Annotated in this window: 12 protein-coding genes; 6 read left to right on the top strand and 6 right to left on the bottom strand. The window is 58.8% G+C overall.

From position 1 onward, the window contains the following. Positions 1–14 precede the first annotated feature (14 nt). Positions 15–983, top strand: coding sequence for a polyprenyl synthetase family protein (locus BLU11_RS12430; RefSeq protein WP_090273809.1), 969 nt, complete (start codon positions 15–17; stop codon positions 981–983). Between the two features lie 73 nt (positions 984–1056). Here BLU11_RS12430 and BLU11_RS12435 read toward each other — a convergent pair whose 3' ends face one another. Then, positions 1057–1671 carry an FKBP-type peptidyl-prolyl cis-trans isomerase gene (locus BLU11_RS12435; RefSeq protein WP_090273811.1) on the bottom strand — a complete coding sequence of 205 codons (615 nt, stop codon included), beginning with the start codon at positions 1669–1671 and terminating at the stop codon, positions 1057–1059. A gap of 165 nt (positions 1672–1836) precedes the next feature. On the opposite strand from BLU11_RS12435, the gene BLU11_RS12440 reads away from it, so the two are divergent. The 4 genes from BLU11_RS12440 to BLU11_RS12455 all read left to right on the top strand — a co-directional run bounded on the left by BLU11_RS12440 (position 1837) and on the right by BLU11_RS12455 (position 7656). Beyond that, positions 1837–3129, top strand: coding sequence for an NCS2 family permease (locus tag BLU11_RS12440; RefSeq protein ID WP_090273813.1), 1293 nt, complete (start codon positions 1837–1839; stop codon positions 3127–3129). After that, positions 3129–4214: a tRNA (uridine(54)-C5)-methyltransferase TrmA gene (trmA, locus tag BLU11_RS12445; RefSeq protein WP_090273814.1), complete on the top strand. Its 1086-nt coding sequence runs from the start codon at positions 3129–3131 to the stop codon at positions 4212–4214. The genes BLU11_RS12440 and trmA overlap by 1 nt, the downstream gene beginning before the upstream one ends. A 241-nt stretch (positions 4215–4455) precedes the next feature. Beyond that, positions 4456–4971 carry a GspH/FimT family pseudopilin gene (locus BLU11_RS12450; RefSeq protein ID WP_090276449.1) on the top strand — a complete coding sequence of 172 codons (516 nt, stop codon included), beginning with the start codon at positions 4456–4458 and terminating at the stop codon, positions 4969–4971. Between the two features lie 291 nt (positions 4972–5262). Then, entirely contained in the window at positions 5263–7656 is a 2394-nt protein-coding gene (locus tag BLU11_RS12455; protein ID WP_197674192.1) for a DUF6351 family protein, read from the top strand. 41 nt (positions 7657–7697) lie between these two features. Here BLU11_RS12455 and argJ read toward each other — a convergent pair whose 3' ends face one another. The 3 genes from argJ to BLU11_RS12470 form a co-directional block, all read right to left on the bottom strand. Beyond that, positions 7698–8915 (bottom strand): bifunctional glutamate N-acetyltransferase/amino-acid acetyltransferase ArgJ, encoded by a 1218-nt coding sequence (argJ, locus tag BLU11_RS12460; RefSeq protein ID WP_090273817.1) that lies wholly within the window; start codon positions 8913–8915, stop codon positions 7698–7700. Positions 8916–9017: 102 nt separating this feature from the next. Further along, the gene (gene secA, locus BLU11_RS12465) at positions 9018–11759 is read right to left on the bottom strand and encodes a preprotein translocase subunit SecA (RefSeq protein WP_090276453.1); all 2742 of its coding nucleotides are present in this window, start codon (positions 11757–11759) and stop codon (positions 9018–9020) included. Positions 11760–11947: 188 nt separating this feature from the next. Then, the gene (locus BLU11_RS12470) at positions 11948–12880 is read right to left on the bottom strand and encodes a M23 family metallopeptidase (protein WP_090273819.1); all 933 of its coding nucleotides are present in this window, start codon (positions 12878–12880) and stop codon (positions 11948–11950) included. Positions 12881–12952: 72 nt separating this feature from the next. Between BLU11_RS12470 and BLU11_RS12475 the strand changes: the two genes are divergently transcribed. Then, positions 12953–13408, top strand: coding sequence for a DUF721 domain-containing protein (locus BLU11_RS12475; protein ID WP_090273821.1), 456 nt, complete (start codon positions 12953–12955; stop codon positions 13406–13408). Between the two features lie 124 nt (positions 13409–13532). Here the strand turns inward: BLU11_RS12475 and lpxC are convergent, their stop codons facing one another. Both lpxC and ftsZ read right to left on the bottom strand, forming a co-directional pair. Beyond that, positions 13533–14444 (bottom strand): UDP-3-O-acyl-N-acetylglucosamine deacetylase, encoded by a 912-nt coding sequence (gene lpxC / locus BLU11_RS12480; RefSeq protein ID WP_090273824.1) that lies wholly within the window; start codon positions 14442–14444, stop codon positions 13533–13535. A gap of 112 nt (positions 14445–14556) precedes the next feature. Then, positions 14557–15726 (bottom strand): cell division protein FtsZ, encoded by a 1170-nt coding sequence (gene ftsZ / locus BLU11_RS12485; RefSeq protein ID WP_090273827.1) that lies wholly within the window; start codon positions 15724–15726, stop codon positions 14557–14559. Positions 15727–15735: the final 9 nt, after the last annotated feature.

Raw genomic sequence — 15735 nt, forward strand, 5'->3', positions numbered from 1 at the left:
AAAGCGTGCTGTAGATGACGACCCTGCCTTTTTACAATGCAGTCACGGATGATTTCGAGGCTGTAAACCAGTTGATCATGCGTCAACTGCACTCCCGCGTCCCCCTCGTTGAGAAAATCGGCAGCTATATCATCAGCGCCGGCGGCAAACGACTTCGCCCTCTGGTAGTACTGCTGGGTGCGCGTGCCTGCGGTTTGACTGATACTCGCCCGCATACCCTGGCCGCGATCATTGAGTTCATGCACACCTCGACTCTGCTGCACGACGATGTGGTCGATACATCCGACCTGCGCCGGGGCCGCTCCACCGCCAACGCTTTGTGGGGCAACGCCGCGAGTGTACTGGTAGGTGACTTTCTGTATTCACGCTCCTTCGAGATGATGGTCGAACTCGATGACATGCGCATCATGCAGGTACTGGCCGGCGCGACCAACGTGATTGCCGAGGGCGAAGTCCTGCAGTTATCGAAGGTGCGTGACGCCAATACTGATGAAGCCACCTATATGGAGGTCATTCGCAGCAAGACCGCCATGCTGTTCGAGGCCTCGACCCACACCGCAGCCATCCTGGCCGGTGCGCCAACGGAGCAGGCCGAAGCTCTGCGCCGTTACGGTGACGCTCTGGGCATCGCCTTTCAGCTGGTGGACGACCTGCTGGACTACAACGGCGACGCCGACGCCATGGGCAAGAACGTTGGCGACGACCTGGCCGAAGGCAAGCCCACACTACCGCTGATCTATACCATGCGCGAAGGCACCGCCGAACAGGCCAGTCTGGTACGCAAGGCCATTCAGAAAGGCGGCAGCGACGATATCGCACCGATCCGCGAGGCCGTTGAAAGCAGCGGTGCGCTGGAATACACCGCCAAACTGGCCCATCAGCATGCCGATGAGGCCATCAACCTGCTGCAGGTTCTACCGCCGTCCATCTACCGAGACGCGCTGGAGCAACTGGCGCGATTCGCGGTAGATCGGTCTTTCTGACCCGGAACCGCTACTGCGGTCATGGCCGCTGCCACAGCAAATGGCGACCCTCGGGTCGCCACATCTGAACCGCTTACAGTACCTCGATCAGCTCGATATCGAAGATCAGCGTGCTGTGCGGCGGGATGCTGCCGGCGGCGCGCTCGCCGTAAGCCAGATTGGAAGGAATGTACAGACGCCATTTGGCGCCTTCTTGCATCAGCTGCAGCGCTTCAGTCCAACCAGCAATGACCCCACCTACCGGGAACTCGGCCGGCTGGCCGCGCTTGTAGGAACTGTCGAACACTTCGCCGCTGATCAGCGTGCCTTCGTAATGGGTGCGCACGGTGGAGCTGGCGGCCGGTGTAGCACCGGTACCGGCATTGACCACTTCGTACTGCAGACCGGATGGCAGCGTCACTACGCCGTCACGCGTCGCGTTGCGCTCGAGAAACTCCAGACCAGCCTTGCCTGCGGCACGAGCGGAGTCCTCAGCCAGCGCCTGCATCTTGCCTTGCAGGGTCTGGAAAGCCGCCTGCATGGCCGCCTCTTCAACCTGGCTGGGCTGTTGAGTGTACGCATCACGCAGGCCAGCCATGACCAGATCAACGGCCAGATCAGGAATATTACTGGACAGCAGCTGGTCGCCCATCTGGCGGCCAATGCCGTAGCTCACGCGTTGCTCATCGGTTTCGAATGTAGTGCTCATGGCGGCTCTCCGCAAAAAAGGGTCGTAAAGCCTGACACAAGAACTGCAAAAATTCATCCTCAGCGCCGCCTCGGTAACAATCACTGCGTCCGGCAATGCTGCGCCGAGCGTGGGAATAGGCTAAAATGCCGCGCTTTTCGGCCCCACCCTAACCGAGACCGCCCCATGCTGGATAAACTGTTCCAACTCAAAGCCCACGGCACCAATGTCCGCACCGAGATAATTGCCGGCGTCACCACCTTCCTGACGATGGCTTACATCATCTTTGTCAACCCGATGATGATGGCGGATGCAGGCATTGATCCAGGTGCCGCGTTCGTCGCTACCTGTCTGGCAGCGGCCATCGGCTCACTGATCATGGGTTTGTGGGCCAACTACCCGATCGCGCTGGCGCCAGGCATGGGCCTGAATGCCTTCTTCAGCTACACGGTGGTCGGCTCCATGGGCTACAGCTGGCAGGTGGCATTGGGGGCGGTGTTCATTTCCGGCCTGATATTCTTCCTGCTGAGCATTTTCAAGGTCCGTGAGTGGGTAATCAACAGTATTCCCTTGCCACTGCGTTCAGCGATTGCCGCCGGCATCGGTCTCTTCCTGGCGCTGATCGCCCTGGAAAGTGCCGGCATCGTGGTCGACAACCCAGCCACCCTGGTCAGTGCCGGTGACATGACCCAACCCGGTCCGATACTGGCCTCGCTGGGCTTCGCCGTCATCGTTGCGCTGGCCTACCGCCGAGTGACCGGTGCAGTGATGATCGGCATTCTGCTGGTTACTCTGATCAGCCTGATGCTTGGCCTGACCAACGCCAGCGGCTTCGTCTCGGCACCACCGAGCCTGACCCCTACCCTGTTGCAGCTGGATATCAAGGGCGCTATGGAAGTCGGCCTTATCAGTGTGATCTTTGCCTTCCTGTTCGTTGACCTGTTCGACACCTCCGGCACCCTGATCGGCGTCGCGCAGAAGGCCGGGCTTGTGGACAAGGACGGCAAGCTGCCGCGCCTGGGCCGCGCGCTCATGGCGGACAGCACCGCCACCATGGCCGGCTCGCTGATGGGCACCTCCACTACCACCAGTTACGTTGAGTCCGCCGCCGGCACCGCGGCTGGTGGCCGCACTGGCCTCACCGCCTGCGTGGTTGCCGTGCTGTTCCTGCTCAGCCTGTTTCTTTCACCGCTGGCTGGAGCAGTACCTGCGTTTGCCACCGCTCCGGCGCTGTTCTTTGTCGCCGTGCTGATGACCAGCGGCCTGGTTCAGGTTGATTGGGAGGACCTGACCGAGGCCGCCCCGGTGGTGGTGACGGCACTGGTCATGCCGCTGACCTTCTCCATCGCCAACGGTATCGCGCTGGGCTTCATTTCCTGGACCGCAATCAAACTGCTGTCCGGCCGCTGGCGCGAACTCAACCTGAGCCTGTATGTGCTGTCGGCACTGTTCATCGTCAAACTCGGGTTTTTCAGCTGATGGGCCTGGCATTCGATCCCACCGGCTATGAACGCCAGCTCGAGGAAAAGCGCCAACAGTTGACTGCACTGCTGCAGCCCTTCGCTGCGCCCGCCCCCGAGGTGTTCACCTCGCCGCTGGAGCATTTTCGTTTAAGGGCCGAATTCCGCCTGTGGTATGAACAGGGCCAACCGCATTACGCCATGTTCGAGCCAGGCAACAATCGCCAGCCGATCCTGATCGAACAGCTGCCCATCGCCAGCGAGCGTATCAATGCCCTGATGATGCCACTGCTGGAAGCCTGCAAGGCCGATCCGGTACTGGGTCGCAAACTGTTTCAGGTAGAGTTCCTCACCACGCTGTCCGGTGAGGCGCTGGTTACCCTGTGCTATCACCGCCCTATCGACGAGCAGTGGGATATCGCCGCCCAGCAATTGGCCGACCAACTGAATATCCTGCTGATCGGGCGCAGCCGCGGGCGCAGACGCGTATTGCAACGTGATCATGTGCTGGAAGAGCTGACCGTCAATGGACGCACCTGGCGCTATCAGCAAGCGGAAGGCGGCTTCACCCAGCCCAACGGGCAGGTCAACCAGCATATGCTCGGCTGGGCGCTGGATGCGGCCGGTGATAACGCCGATGATCTGCTGGAGCTGTATTGCGGCAACGGCAATTTTACCCTGCCATTGTCCACCCGCTTCCGCCGTGTGCTGGCCACGGAGTTGTCCAAGAGTTCGGTGCGCTCCGCGCTGGAAAACATCGCCCTCAATCAGGTGGATAACGTCACTCTGGTGCGCCTTTCCAGTGAGGAAGTCACCCAGGCATTGACCGGCGTACGCGCGTTCCGCCGCCTGCAAGGCGTCGATCTGAGCGGTTATGAGTTCGGCACCGTATTCGTCGATCCACCCCGCGCCGGGCTGGATCCAGCCACACTTGAGCTGGTCAAGGGCTACCGCCGCATACTTTACGTATCCTGCAATCCGCTGACCCTGGCGGCCAACCTCGACGAACTGCACAAGACTCACCGCATCGTCCGCTGCGCCCTGTTCGACCAGTTTCCCTATACCCATCACATGGAGTCAGGGGTGTTGCTGGAGCGCCGCTGATTCAGCGGCATACCCGCGCTCGCCGAAAACTCCTTGCTGTGTATCAGCGCGCCGGATGACCCCGAAGCAGATGCGAGGGACAGGGTCCGGATATCCTTTAGCGTGAACCCTCTCGCATATTTCATCTGTATTGAGCCGATATCCACAGGCTTGCATTACAATTTCAACTCCGGACGATCCGGATTGTTCATTGTTCAACGGGCAGCGTAGGCAGTAGCCCTTTTCCAGGGAGGACTGTGCCATGCGTTGTCGTGGATTTACCTTGATTGAAATAATGGTGGCACTCGCCGTGCTGGCGATCCTGCTGGCGGTAGGACTGCCCACGTTCGGCGGTCTGATTGACGTCCAGCGTATGGACAGCAGCGTCAGCAGCATGGTGCGCAGCATCAACCACACCCGCACCGAAGCCACTCGCCGCAATCGCTACGTCAGCATGGCGCCCCTCTCCGGGGACTGGAACAATGGCTGGACCATCTTTATTGACACGAACAACAATGGCGCTCTTGATGCCGGCGAGACGCTGCTCCATGAAGAACAGCCGCCCCGCGTTCATCACATACACACCAGCACCACGATCACGCCCTATCTGCGCTATAACCCCCAGGGCGAGTCGGAGCTACTGAACGGCGGCTTCCAGTCCGGTACCTTTTCCATCTGTCCACGGGACCCGGGTGTGAAGGGGCGCAAGGTGATCATCAACCGTATTGGTCGTGCGCGGGTGGAGCGGGCGGTGATCGGAGCGGATTGCCCCGCCTGATTTCTCTGGAAATGGCGGTTTTTTGATCCCCATCTATACTGATGGCGCTTGAACGCAACAAAAACCCAACAAGGCGTTCAGCAAGCTGAGGCGACCAGACCCATGGCCCACGCACGCTTTTCGCATGCAACAGCAGTGCGCATCGGCGCCCCCGTGCCGCCAGCGCGGCATCTATTATCCCTACGCCTCGTCCCCTCCCTGCCACGTTCGTCTCTGCTCTTCGCGGAGGTGAACCCATGCACGGGCGCATAACAATAACAACAAAGGCTTCGGCCACCAGAGGGAAATACGATGTCAAACATGAGACGTTATGGATTACCTTGTGCAATCAGCCTTCTCACCCTTGTCCTGACTGGCTGCCTCGGCGGCTCGGGAGGCTCCGACTCCCGCTCTGATAATACCCCCGATCTGGAGTTGCGCACGCTCTCCAGTGCGGCGGATCAGGTCAGTGGCGGCAGCGTTCTGGTATCCCTGGAAGGCGACGCTGACCTGACCGATGAGGAGCTGGACCAATTGGAGTTCTGGCTCAATGACCAGCAAGTGGAACCTGCTCGCCTGACCCGCCGCAACAATCAACTGGAGATTCTGCTGGAAGACCTCGTCGAAGGGGACAACCAGCTTGAACTACACCATGCCAAGCACGGTCCGCTGGATGACATCACCCTGGTCAATCATCCGATAACCGGGCCTATTTTCTCCGGTCCGCAACAATATCCCTTTGTCTGCACCTCCGTCTCCGAACTGGGCAAACAGCCACTGGTGGATACCGATGGTAATACCGGCTTTCCGGTTCTTGACGACAATGGCGACCAGATCGGTCTGAGCAAGGATTGCTCGATAGCGCCATACGTGGTGTTTCTCTACCGCACCAATACCGCCAACCCCACCTACCAACCGCTGCCTACGGATGGTTCACGCCCCTCTGACATGGCGACCACCACCCTGACCGACGGCCGGGCGGTGGATTTCATCGTCCGCCAGGAGCGCGGCACCATCAACCGCTTCCTCTACAGTTTCGCCACCTTGGCGACCCTGGGAGACGCCGCCGATGCCGCGGCCACGAACAACTGGAACGGTCGGCTGTTATTCCATTTTGAAGGTGGCGTCGCCATCGGCCACACCCAGGGCCGCATCAGTGGTCGAGCGCTGGCGCCGGAAGTGTTGGGCAAGGGTTATGCCGTCATCTATTCTTCGGGCACTCGCACCAATGCCCATTACAGCCTGCAGGTGGGTGGCGAGACCGCACTGATGGTGAAGGAGCACTTCATCAAACGCTTCGGCAACCCGGACTACACCGTCGCCATTGGCGGCTCCGGTGGCGGTATCCAGCAGTATGTCTACTCGCAGAATCACCCGGACCTGCTGGACGCCGGTGTACCGCAATATTCTTATCCCGACATGGTCACGCAAACAATCCATATCGGTGACTGCGAGCTACTGGAATATTATATGGACGCCACCGACCGCACCAACCCGTTCTGGCGCACCACAACCAACCGCAGCCTGCTGGTTGGTCTGAACTCGACCGACGCCTACCCTGACCCATTCGCTGACGCTAAAACCATGCTGGGCTACAGCACCGCGCCCGGCATGACCGAGTGCATTCCCGCCTGGCGCGGCCTGACGCCGCTGGTGATGAATCCGCACTATGGCCAGGCAACCAACCAGCAACTGATGCAGCCGCCTGGTGTGATGGATAACGTGCAATGGACCCACTATGACGACCTGCGCAATATCTATGGCGTCGATGACAACGGCAATCCGCGCACCCTGTTCGACAACGTGGGCGTTCAGTATGGCTTGCAGGCGCTGACAGATGGCGATATCACCCCGGCGGAGTTTCTCAAGCTGAACAGCCAGATCGGCGGTTGGAAACACCCCAACGACATGGTGCAGGAAGGCTTTCCGTTTATCGGGTCCGAACAGGACGTTCTGAACGATCCCTCCGTGTTCGACCCTTGGAGCAGCCGGAACATGCGCCTGAGCCCGGACGGCGTCAGCCCGGCGCCACGCACCGAAGGTGATCTGCTGGCCATCAATGCTGCCTATGATTCGGGGATGGTGTTCAATGGACAATTGAACATGCCGGTCATCGACTGGCGTCATTATCTGGAAGAGGTGCTGGACATGCACAACAGTCACCAGTCCTTCTCCGCCCGCCAGCGTATCCGCAACCAGATGGGCGATTCGGACAACCAGGTCATCTGGTTCACTGATACCCGCCCGACCGATTTGAGCGACCCCGACGAGCCTCGCTCCCGGGAGGAGTTCGATCAGACCTGGATGGCCCTGGAGGTGCTGCATGAATGGCTGATGAATATCCGCGACAATCCCGAAGGCGGCATCGCCGACAACAAGCCCGCCGAGGCGGTGGACAGTTGCTTTGAAACCAATGGAGAGTTGATTGCGTCGGGCGACGATGTGTGGGACGGCATACTCGATGCCAACCCCACTGGCAGCTGTACCAACCAGTTCCCGACCTATACCACCTCAAGAATGATTGCGGGTGGGCCAATCGAGGGCAGCATCTTCAAGTGTGCTTTGAAACCGGTCAGCACCGCGTTGAATGACGGGACTTATGGCAGCTGGGATCCCACCAGCGAACAGCTGAACGAACTGAACGCGATCTTCCCGCAGGGAGTCTGTGATTACGCTCAGCCAGATCAGGGTCGGCCACAAGGTTGAAGCCGAGCCGGTACGCCTGGGCAGGCGTACCGGTTTCCGTGTCAGGTCCGGTATTCCGCATTGATGCGTACGTATTCGTGGGACAGGTCGGTGGTCCAGATGGTCTCGCTGAACTCGCCCCGGCTCAATTCGATGCGGATGCTGATCTCGGCCTGCGCCATGACGCGAGCCCCCTGCTCTTCGGTGTACTCCGCTGCCCGCCCGCCGTTGCGGGTGATGCAGACGTCATCGAGATAAACATCAATTTTTTCAACATCCAGATCCGGCACTCCGGCATAACCGACCGCAGCCAGAATGCGGCCCCAGTTCGGGTCGGAAGCGAACAGCGCGGTCTTGATCAGCGGCGAATGGGCAACGGCGTAAGCCACGTCCAGACATTCGTCACGATTACCGCCGCCATTCACCTGTACGGTGACGAACTTGGTTGCGCCTTCACCATCACGCACAATCGCTTGGGCAAGTTCCAACATGACCGAATTTACTGCTTCGGACAGCAGTATGTATTCGCTGCTGGTGGGATCGCCGATCTCTTCCATCGCCGCCTGACCGGTAGCGATCAGCATGCAGGAGTCGTTGGTGCTGGTGTCACCGTCGATGGTGATGCGGTTGAAGGACAGGTCGGCAGCCTGTTTCAGCATCTGCTGCAACACCGGCTGCGCAACACGCGCATCGGTTGCTATGTAACCCAGCATGGTGGCCATGTTCGGACGGATCATCCCCGCGCCTTTGGACATGCCGGTGATGGTGACTGTCTGGCCATTCAGCGTGATCTGCCGGCTGGCACCCTTGGGTAAGGTGTCGGTAGTCATGATGCCTTCAGCAGCAGTAGTCCAGTTGTTCTCGGCCAGATCAGCCAACGCTTGCGGCAACACCGCAATGATCTTGTCCGCCGGCAGAACCTCACCAATGACGCCGGTGCTGAACGGCAGGATCTGACCAGGCTCGACCTTGGTCAAACGCGCCAGCGCCTCGCAGGTCGTCAGTGCCGCCTGCATGCCGGGTTTGCCGCTGCCTGCATTGGCGTTGCCGGTATTGACCAGTAGATAACGGGGTGCATTGCTCAGATGTTGCTTGCACAGGGTAACCGGTGCGGCGCAGAAGGCGTTGGTGGTGAAGACTCCAGCGATTCGTGCATCCGCGGCGACCTCCATGACCACCACGTCCTTGCGCCCCGCCTTCTTGATGCCGGCAGAAGCAATACCAAGACGAAAACCCGGAACCGGGTGAAGGGTCGGGAGGGGACCGAGTCCAACGGGCATGATGTCACTCCAATAAATGTGGTTCTGAATGAAAAAACGACAAGCAACCCAGGAGTCACTTGCCGTTTCACTACGTGAGACTTGACGCTGAGACCTACCGGCTCAGCTGATCTTGCCGTGGCACTGCTTGTACTTCTTGCCGGACCCGCAGGGGCAGGGGTCATTCCGACCGATCTTCGGACCCTCACGGGTAATCGGCGTGCTGGGTGCAGGTGCAGCGGGCTCCGCATGCTGCTCTTGCTCTTCCTCGCCGACCCCAGGCAACTCTTCGTGCTTGAACTGCATGCGCTTGGCCAGCTCTTCGGCCTGCTGCCGCAGACGCGCTTCTTCCTCGGCCGGATCTTCGCGACGCACCTGTACGTGACTCAATACTCGAATGGTATCTTTCTTGATCGAGTCGAGCATTTCCTCGAACAGGTTGAAAGCTTCGCGCTTGTATTCCTGCTTCGGGTTCTTCTGAGCGTAGCCACGCAGGTGGATACCCTGGCGCAGATGATCCATGGTTGCCAGATGCTCTTTCCAGAGATCGTCGAGCACCCGCAACAGCATCTGCTTCTCGAAGGAGCGCAACGCTTCCGACCCGGTCAGGGCCTCTTTTTCTGCGTAGGCATTGATCAGTGCTTCCTGCACCCGCTGACGCACGCCCTCTTCATGCAGAGTATCGTCCTCGTCCAGCCATTGCTGGACCGGCAGATCCAGTGCGAACTCGGTACGCAGATGGGTTTCCAGACCGGCAATATCCCACTGCTCGGGGACGCTTTGCGGCGGCATGTACTGGCTGATAGCAGCCTGCACCACATCCTCGCGGATGGCCTTGATGGTGTCCTCCACGGATTCGGCAGCGAGTATCTCGTTGCGCTGGGTATAGATCACCTTGCGCTGCTCGTTGGCGACGTCGTCGTATTCCAGCAACTGCTTGCGGATATCGAAGTTGCGACCCTCGACCTTGCGCTGGGCCTTTTCAATGGCGTTGGTGACCATCCGGTGTTCGATGGCCTCGCCCTTTTCCATTCCCAGCGCCTTCATGAAGTTCTTCACCCGATCAGAGGCGAAGATGCGCATGAGATTGTCTTCCAGCGACAGATAGAAGCGGCTGGAACCCGGATCGCCCTGACGCCCGGAACGGCCGCGCAGCTGGTTGTCGATACGCCGTGACTCATGACGCTCGCAAGCAATGATCTGTAGACCGCCGGCATCGAGCACCTGCTGGTGACGCTCCTGCCATTCGGCCTTGATCTGGGCAATCTGTTCCGCGGTGGGATCTTCCAGGCTCGCTATCTCGGCTTCCCAGCTGCCACCGAGAATGATATCGGTACCACGACCCGCCATGTTGGTGGCGATGGTCACCGCGCCAGGACGACCCGCCTGGGCGATGATCTCAGCTTCCTTCTCGTGGTATTTGGCGTTCAGAACCTTGTGCTCGATACCTTCCTTCTTCAGCAGTTGCGACACCACTTCAGAAGAGTCGATCGACGCAGTACCAACCAGGACCGGCCTGCCGGCTTGCATGCAATCTTTGATATCAGCAGCAATCGCTGCGAATTTCTCACCGATGGTCAGATACACCAGGTCGTTGTAATCCTTGCGGATCATCGGCTTGTTGGTGGGGATCACCACCACATCGAGACCATAGATCTGACGGAACTCGAAAGCTTCCGTGTCCGCGGTCCCGGTCATACCGGCCAGTTTGTTGTACAGACGGAAGTAGTTCTGGAAGGTGGTCGAGGCGAGGGTCTGACTCTCGGCCTGGATGTTAAGTCCTTCCTTGGCCTCGATGGCCTGGTGCAGCCCTTCGGAGAGGCGGCGACCGGGCATGGTACGGCCGGTATGCTCGTCGACCAACAATACCTGGCCGTCCTGCACTATGTATTCGACGTCCCGGTGGAACAAGGTGTGGGCACGCAGGCCAGAATGCACATGGTGCAGCAGGTTCAGGTTCTGCGCCTGGTACAGACTGTCGCCCTCGGCCAGCAGGCCTTCCTGGGTGAGCAGCTCCTCGACATACTGGTGGCCATCTTCGTTGAGTTCGACCTGACGGGTCTTCTCATCGATGAAGTAATGACCGTCGACACCTTCCTCGCCCTCCTCCGCCTTCACTCCGCGCTTGAGCAGCGGAATCAGCTTGTTGATGGCAGTGTATAGCTTGGAGCTGTCCTGCGCCGGGCCGGAAATGATCAGCGGGGTGCGCGCCTCGTCAATCAGAATGGAGTCCACTTCGTCAACAATGGCGAAATTCAATTCGCGCTGGAACTTGTCTTCCAGGCGAAAGGCCATGTTGTCGCGCAGGTAATCGAAACCGAATTCGTTGTTGGTGCCGTAGGTAATGTCGCAACGGTAGGCGGCGCGTTTCTCTTCCGGATCCTGGAAAGGTACCACCACGCCGACGCTGAGCCCCAGGAACTCATGCAGCGGACGCATCAGATTCGCGTCCCGCCGGGCCAGGTAATCGTTGACCGTGACCACATGCACACCTTTGCCGGACAGGGCATTCAGGTAGGCTGGCAAGGTAGACACCAGGGTCTTGCCTTCCCCGGTCTTCATTTCCGCGATCCGGCCTTCATGCAGGACCAGCCCACCAATGAGCTGCACGTCGAAGTGGCGCATGCCCATGACCCGCTTGCTCGCCTCACGCACCAGAGCAAAGGCCTCTGGCAGAATGATATCGAGGCTCTCGCCTTTGCTCACGCGCTCCTTGTATTCACTGGTCTTGGCTTTGAGCTCATCGTCACTCAGACCATTCAAGCCTTCTTCGAGGGCGTTGATCGCTTGTACAAGCTTGGTCATGCGTTTCAACTCACGCTCGTTCTTGCTTCCAAACATTTTCTTCAATAAAGGCGCAAACATAATCGACTTCGATATCCATTTGATGATGGCAAGGCTGGCCCATGCACAGGCCATTCACCGAAAAAACCATTCTACTCCGAAAGTCTCGGGACAATAAACCGTCGTGATAGCAGAGGGCGTGGAGAGCGGGAAGCGGAAGGACATCCAGAGCCCGATCATCACAAGGCTCTGGAGCAGGAGTGGAGTGATTATTTCAGTGCGAGGAAGCGTGCCGGATTGATGGCCATACCCTTGTGATAAACCTCAAGGTGCAGATGCGGCCCGGTGGAGCGTCCGGTGGAACCCACCGTAGCGATCTGCTGGCCCTTCTTCACCAGGTCTCCCTTCTTGGCCTGCAGCTCCTGTGCGTGAGCGTAGCGGGTTTTGTAACCGCCCGCATGACTGATCTCTATCATGTTGCCATAGGCACCCCGGCGACCTGCGAAGGTCACTACGCCGGCACCCACCGCATGAATCGCAGTGCCACGTGGCGCGGCGAAATCCAGCCCGGAATGCATGGCTGAACGCTTGGTGATGGGATCGGTGCGCCGGCCGAAACCGGATGAGATACGACCAACCTGTACCGGAGTGAAGTCCAGCAACGCATTGGCATCGATCTGCCGGTTGCGCATGAGCTCCTCGAGCAGACGAAGCTGTCGAGTACGATTATCGATACGGTCGGACAGCTGATCGAGTACCGTCTGTACGTCCGCGCCTTCATAAAACTCGCTATGTGTCGGCAGTTCCGGGCCACCCATACCGGAGTCGGTATTGAAATCGAATTCGCCGTCGGACAGATCGGCCAGTTCGGTGAGCCGCTCCCCAAGCGCGTCAAGACGGGACAGGCGGGTCTGCAGCCGGCTCAATTGCTGAGTCATATGCTCCAGCTGAACTTGAGACTCTTCCTTTATATAATCAGCGCCCAGCTCGTATTCATTCAGGGATTGCTCCCATATACGGTCGTAATCCGTCGCAACGCTGGGACTTTCGGTGGTATTACCTGAACCACTGAGTTGCCAGGTCACTATCGCGGCGGCGATCGGCATGGCGATGATGGACACCAGGCCGGCGAAAACCCAGGGAGAACCCAGCGTCAACGCTTTCGTAGCGCCCTGGCGCCCGGTAAGAATAATGATGTTCACTGTCTATATCCCCAAAAACCTTTCTTGCGGTTCTGTTACGATGACCGCTGTTCAGTCACTCCGGACGACACTATGTCATTTCATCCTCTGGATGCCCGCCGCCCGGGCGACCTGTTAAGAAGCCATTCCACCCTGAAGGGCTTGTTCAAACAGGCTCGAGCTGTCGAGCGACTGCAGACGCTGTTCGAGTCGGTACTCGAACCCGCTGCACGCGAACATTGTCACGTAGCCTCCTATCGCGACGGCCTGCTGCGGCTGCTGATTTCCGATAGCCAATGGGCAACTCGGGTTCGATATCAGCAAAAACGACTCATTCGACAGTTGCAGGCCTATTCGGAGTTCGCAACCTTAACGAAAATCCACTGCAAGGTACAACCACCATTGGTCAAAAAACCACCACCAGTTCGCAAAATGAAACGTTCGGAGGTGGCGGCCGAGAGTTTGATCGAGACAGCCAACCATATCAGTGACCCTGATTTGCGCTCAGCCCTGGAACGATTGGCACGGCATCATCGGGGCGAATCCTGAGATCATGGTATTGCAGTTGATTGCCACGAGCCCAGGCTCTAAGTGCACTTTCTGGAAAACCGGAATCAACTTCTCGCAATAAAAAACGGCCACCGAGGTGGCCGTCAAACGAAACGAGGAAATGTCAGACCGCAGCGGCCGGCCGCATGAAGGAGATGGGCGCGGTACCGGCATCTTCAAAGGTGACGATTTCCCAGGCGTCGGCATTGGCCAACAGCGCGCGCAACAGTTTGTTGTTGAGCGCATGTCCCGACTTGAAGCCGCGGAACTCACCGATCAGGCTCTTGCCCAGTAGGTAAAGATCGCCGATGGCATCGAGAATCTTGTGCTTGACGAATTCGTCCTCGTAACGCAGGCCGTCTTCATTGAGTACGCGATACTCATCCACCACAATGGCGTTGTCCACACTGCCGCCCAGCGCCAGGTTCTGCGAACGCAGATACTCGATATCCCGCATGAACCCGAAGGTCCGAGCGCGACTGACTTCCTTGACAAAGGAGGTGCTGGAAAAGTCCACACTCGCGGACTGGCTGCGGCCACGGAATACCGGATGGTCGAAGTCGATACCGAAAGTCACCTTGAACCCTTCGAAGGGGACAAAGGTAGCTGTCTTGCCGTCTTCTTCCACAGTGATTTCACGTTTGATGCGAATGAACTGCTTCGGCGCCTCCTGCTCCTCGATCCCTGCTGACTGGATCAGGAATACGAAGGGGCCGGCACTGCCATCCATGATCGGAACTTCGGGCGCACTGAGTTCCACCACCGCGTTGTCGATCCCCAGACCGGCCATGGCCGACAGCAGGTGCTCGACGGTATCCACCTTGATGCCATCCTTGATCAGGGTGGTGGACATGGTAGTTTCGCCCACGAATTCCGCCCGCGCCGGGATCTCGACCACAGGGTCGAGATCCGTCCGGAGAAACACGATGCCGGAATCCACCGGCGCCGGTTTCAGCGTGAGATAAACCTTCTCACCCGAATGCAGGCCAACACCGGTGGCCCGGATGATGTTCTTCAGTGTGCGTTGTCTGATCATGCTTGAACTGGCTTCCGCTGTAGTTGCGAATAATTTTCAACAAGTGGCGCGTAGCATAGCAAATTACGCCTTTGTTGAACACCAATCAGCCTTACCCCACCGATTGAATAAATCAATCGGCCTGCCGCCGCAGGAACGCCGGAATATCCAGATAATCCAGATCTTCCACTGGCTGGGTGAAGCTTGCCTGCGCCGCTTGAGCACCACCGGAGTTACGCATGACCGTCGGACGATCCAGGTCGCGGTAGTTCGGCGTGGAGGCTTCCGGCTTCCGAGCAGGCTGCGATGCAGCAGTGTTATCCACTACCTTGACCGGCTTTTCCATACGGGCGCCCAGACCAGTGGCGACCACGGTTACCCGCAGCTCGTCGCGCAGTTCCGGGTCGATTACGGTACCCACGACCACGGTTGCGGTTTCCGAGGCAAACTCTTCCACGGTGTTACCCACTTCCGTGAACTCACCCAGCGACAGATCCGGACCAGCAGTGATGTTGACCAGAATACCGCGAGCACCCATCAGGTTGACGTCTTCCAGCAGCGGACTGCGGATCGCTGCTTCGGCCGCCTCACGGGCACGATTGGCTCCACTGGCGTGGCCGGTACCCATCATCGCCATACCCATTTCGCTCATCACTGTCTTCACGTCGGCGAAGTCGACGTTGATCATACCCGGACGCATGATCAGGTCGGCAATACCCTGAACCGCACCCAACAGCACGTCGTTGGCCTTGCTGAAGGCTGACAGCAGGCTGGCATCCTTACCCAGCACGGTGAGCAGCTTCTCGTTGGGAATGGTGATCAGCGAGTCGACATGCTCACCCAGCTCACGGATGCCTTCTTCGGCAATCTGCATACGCTTGCGGCCTTCGAAGGGGAACGGCTTGGTGACCACAGCCACCGTCAGGATGCCCATTTCCCGTGCCACTTCGGCAATGATCGGTGCTGCACCAGTGCCGGTGCCGCCGCCCATACCGGCGGTGATGAACACCATATCCGAGCCTTGCAGCACTTCAGCGATACGCTCGCGGTCCTCGATTGCCGCTTCACGGCCGATCAGCGGGTTGGCACCGGCGCCCAGCCCCTTGGTCACCGCGGAGCCCAGTTGCAGTACGGTCCGCGCCGTCATGTTCTTCAATGCCTGAGCATCGGTATTGGCGCAGATAAAATCCACACCTTCAACGTTGTTGATCACCATATGCTGCAGGGCGTTACCACCGCCACCGCCCACACCGACGACCTTGATCACTGCGTTCTGCGGAAGGTTATCAATCAATTCAAACATGGTTCCATC

It is taken from the genome of Halopseudomonas litoralis, from assembly GCF_900105005.1.
GTDB lineage: Bacteria > Pseudomonadota > Gammaproteobacteria > Pseudomonadales > Pseudomonadaceae > Halopseudomonas > Halopseudomonas litoralis.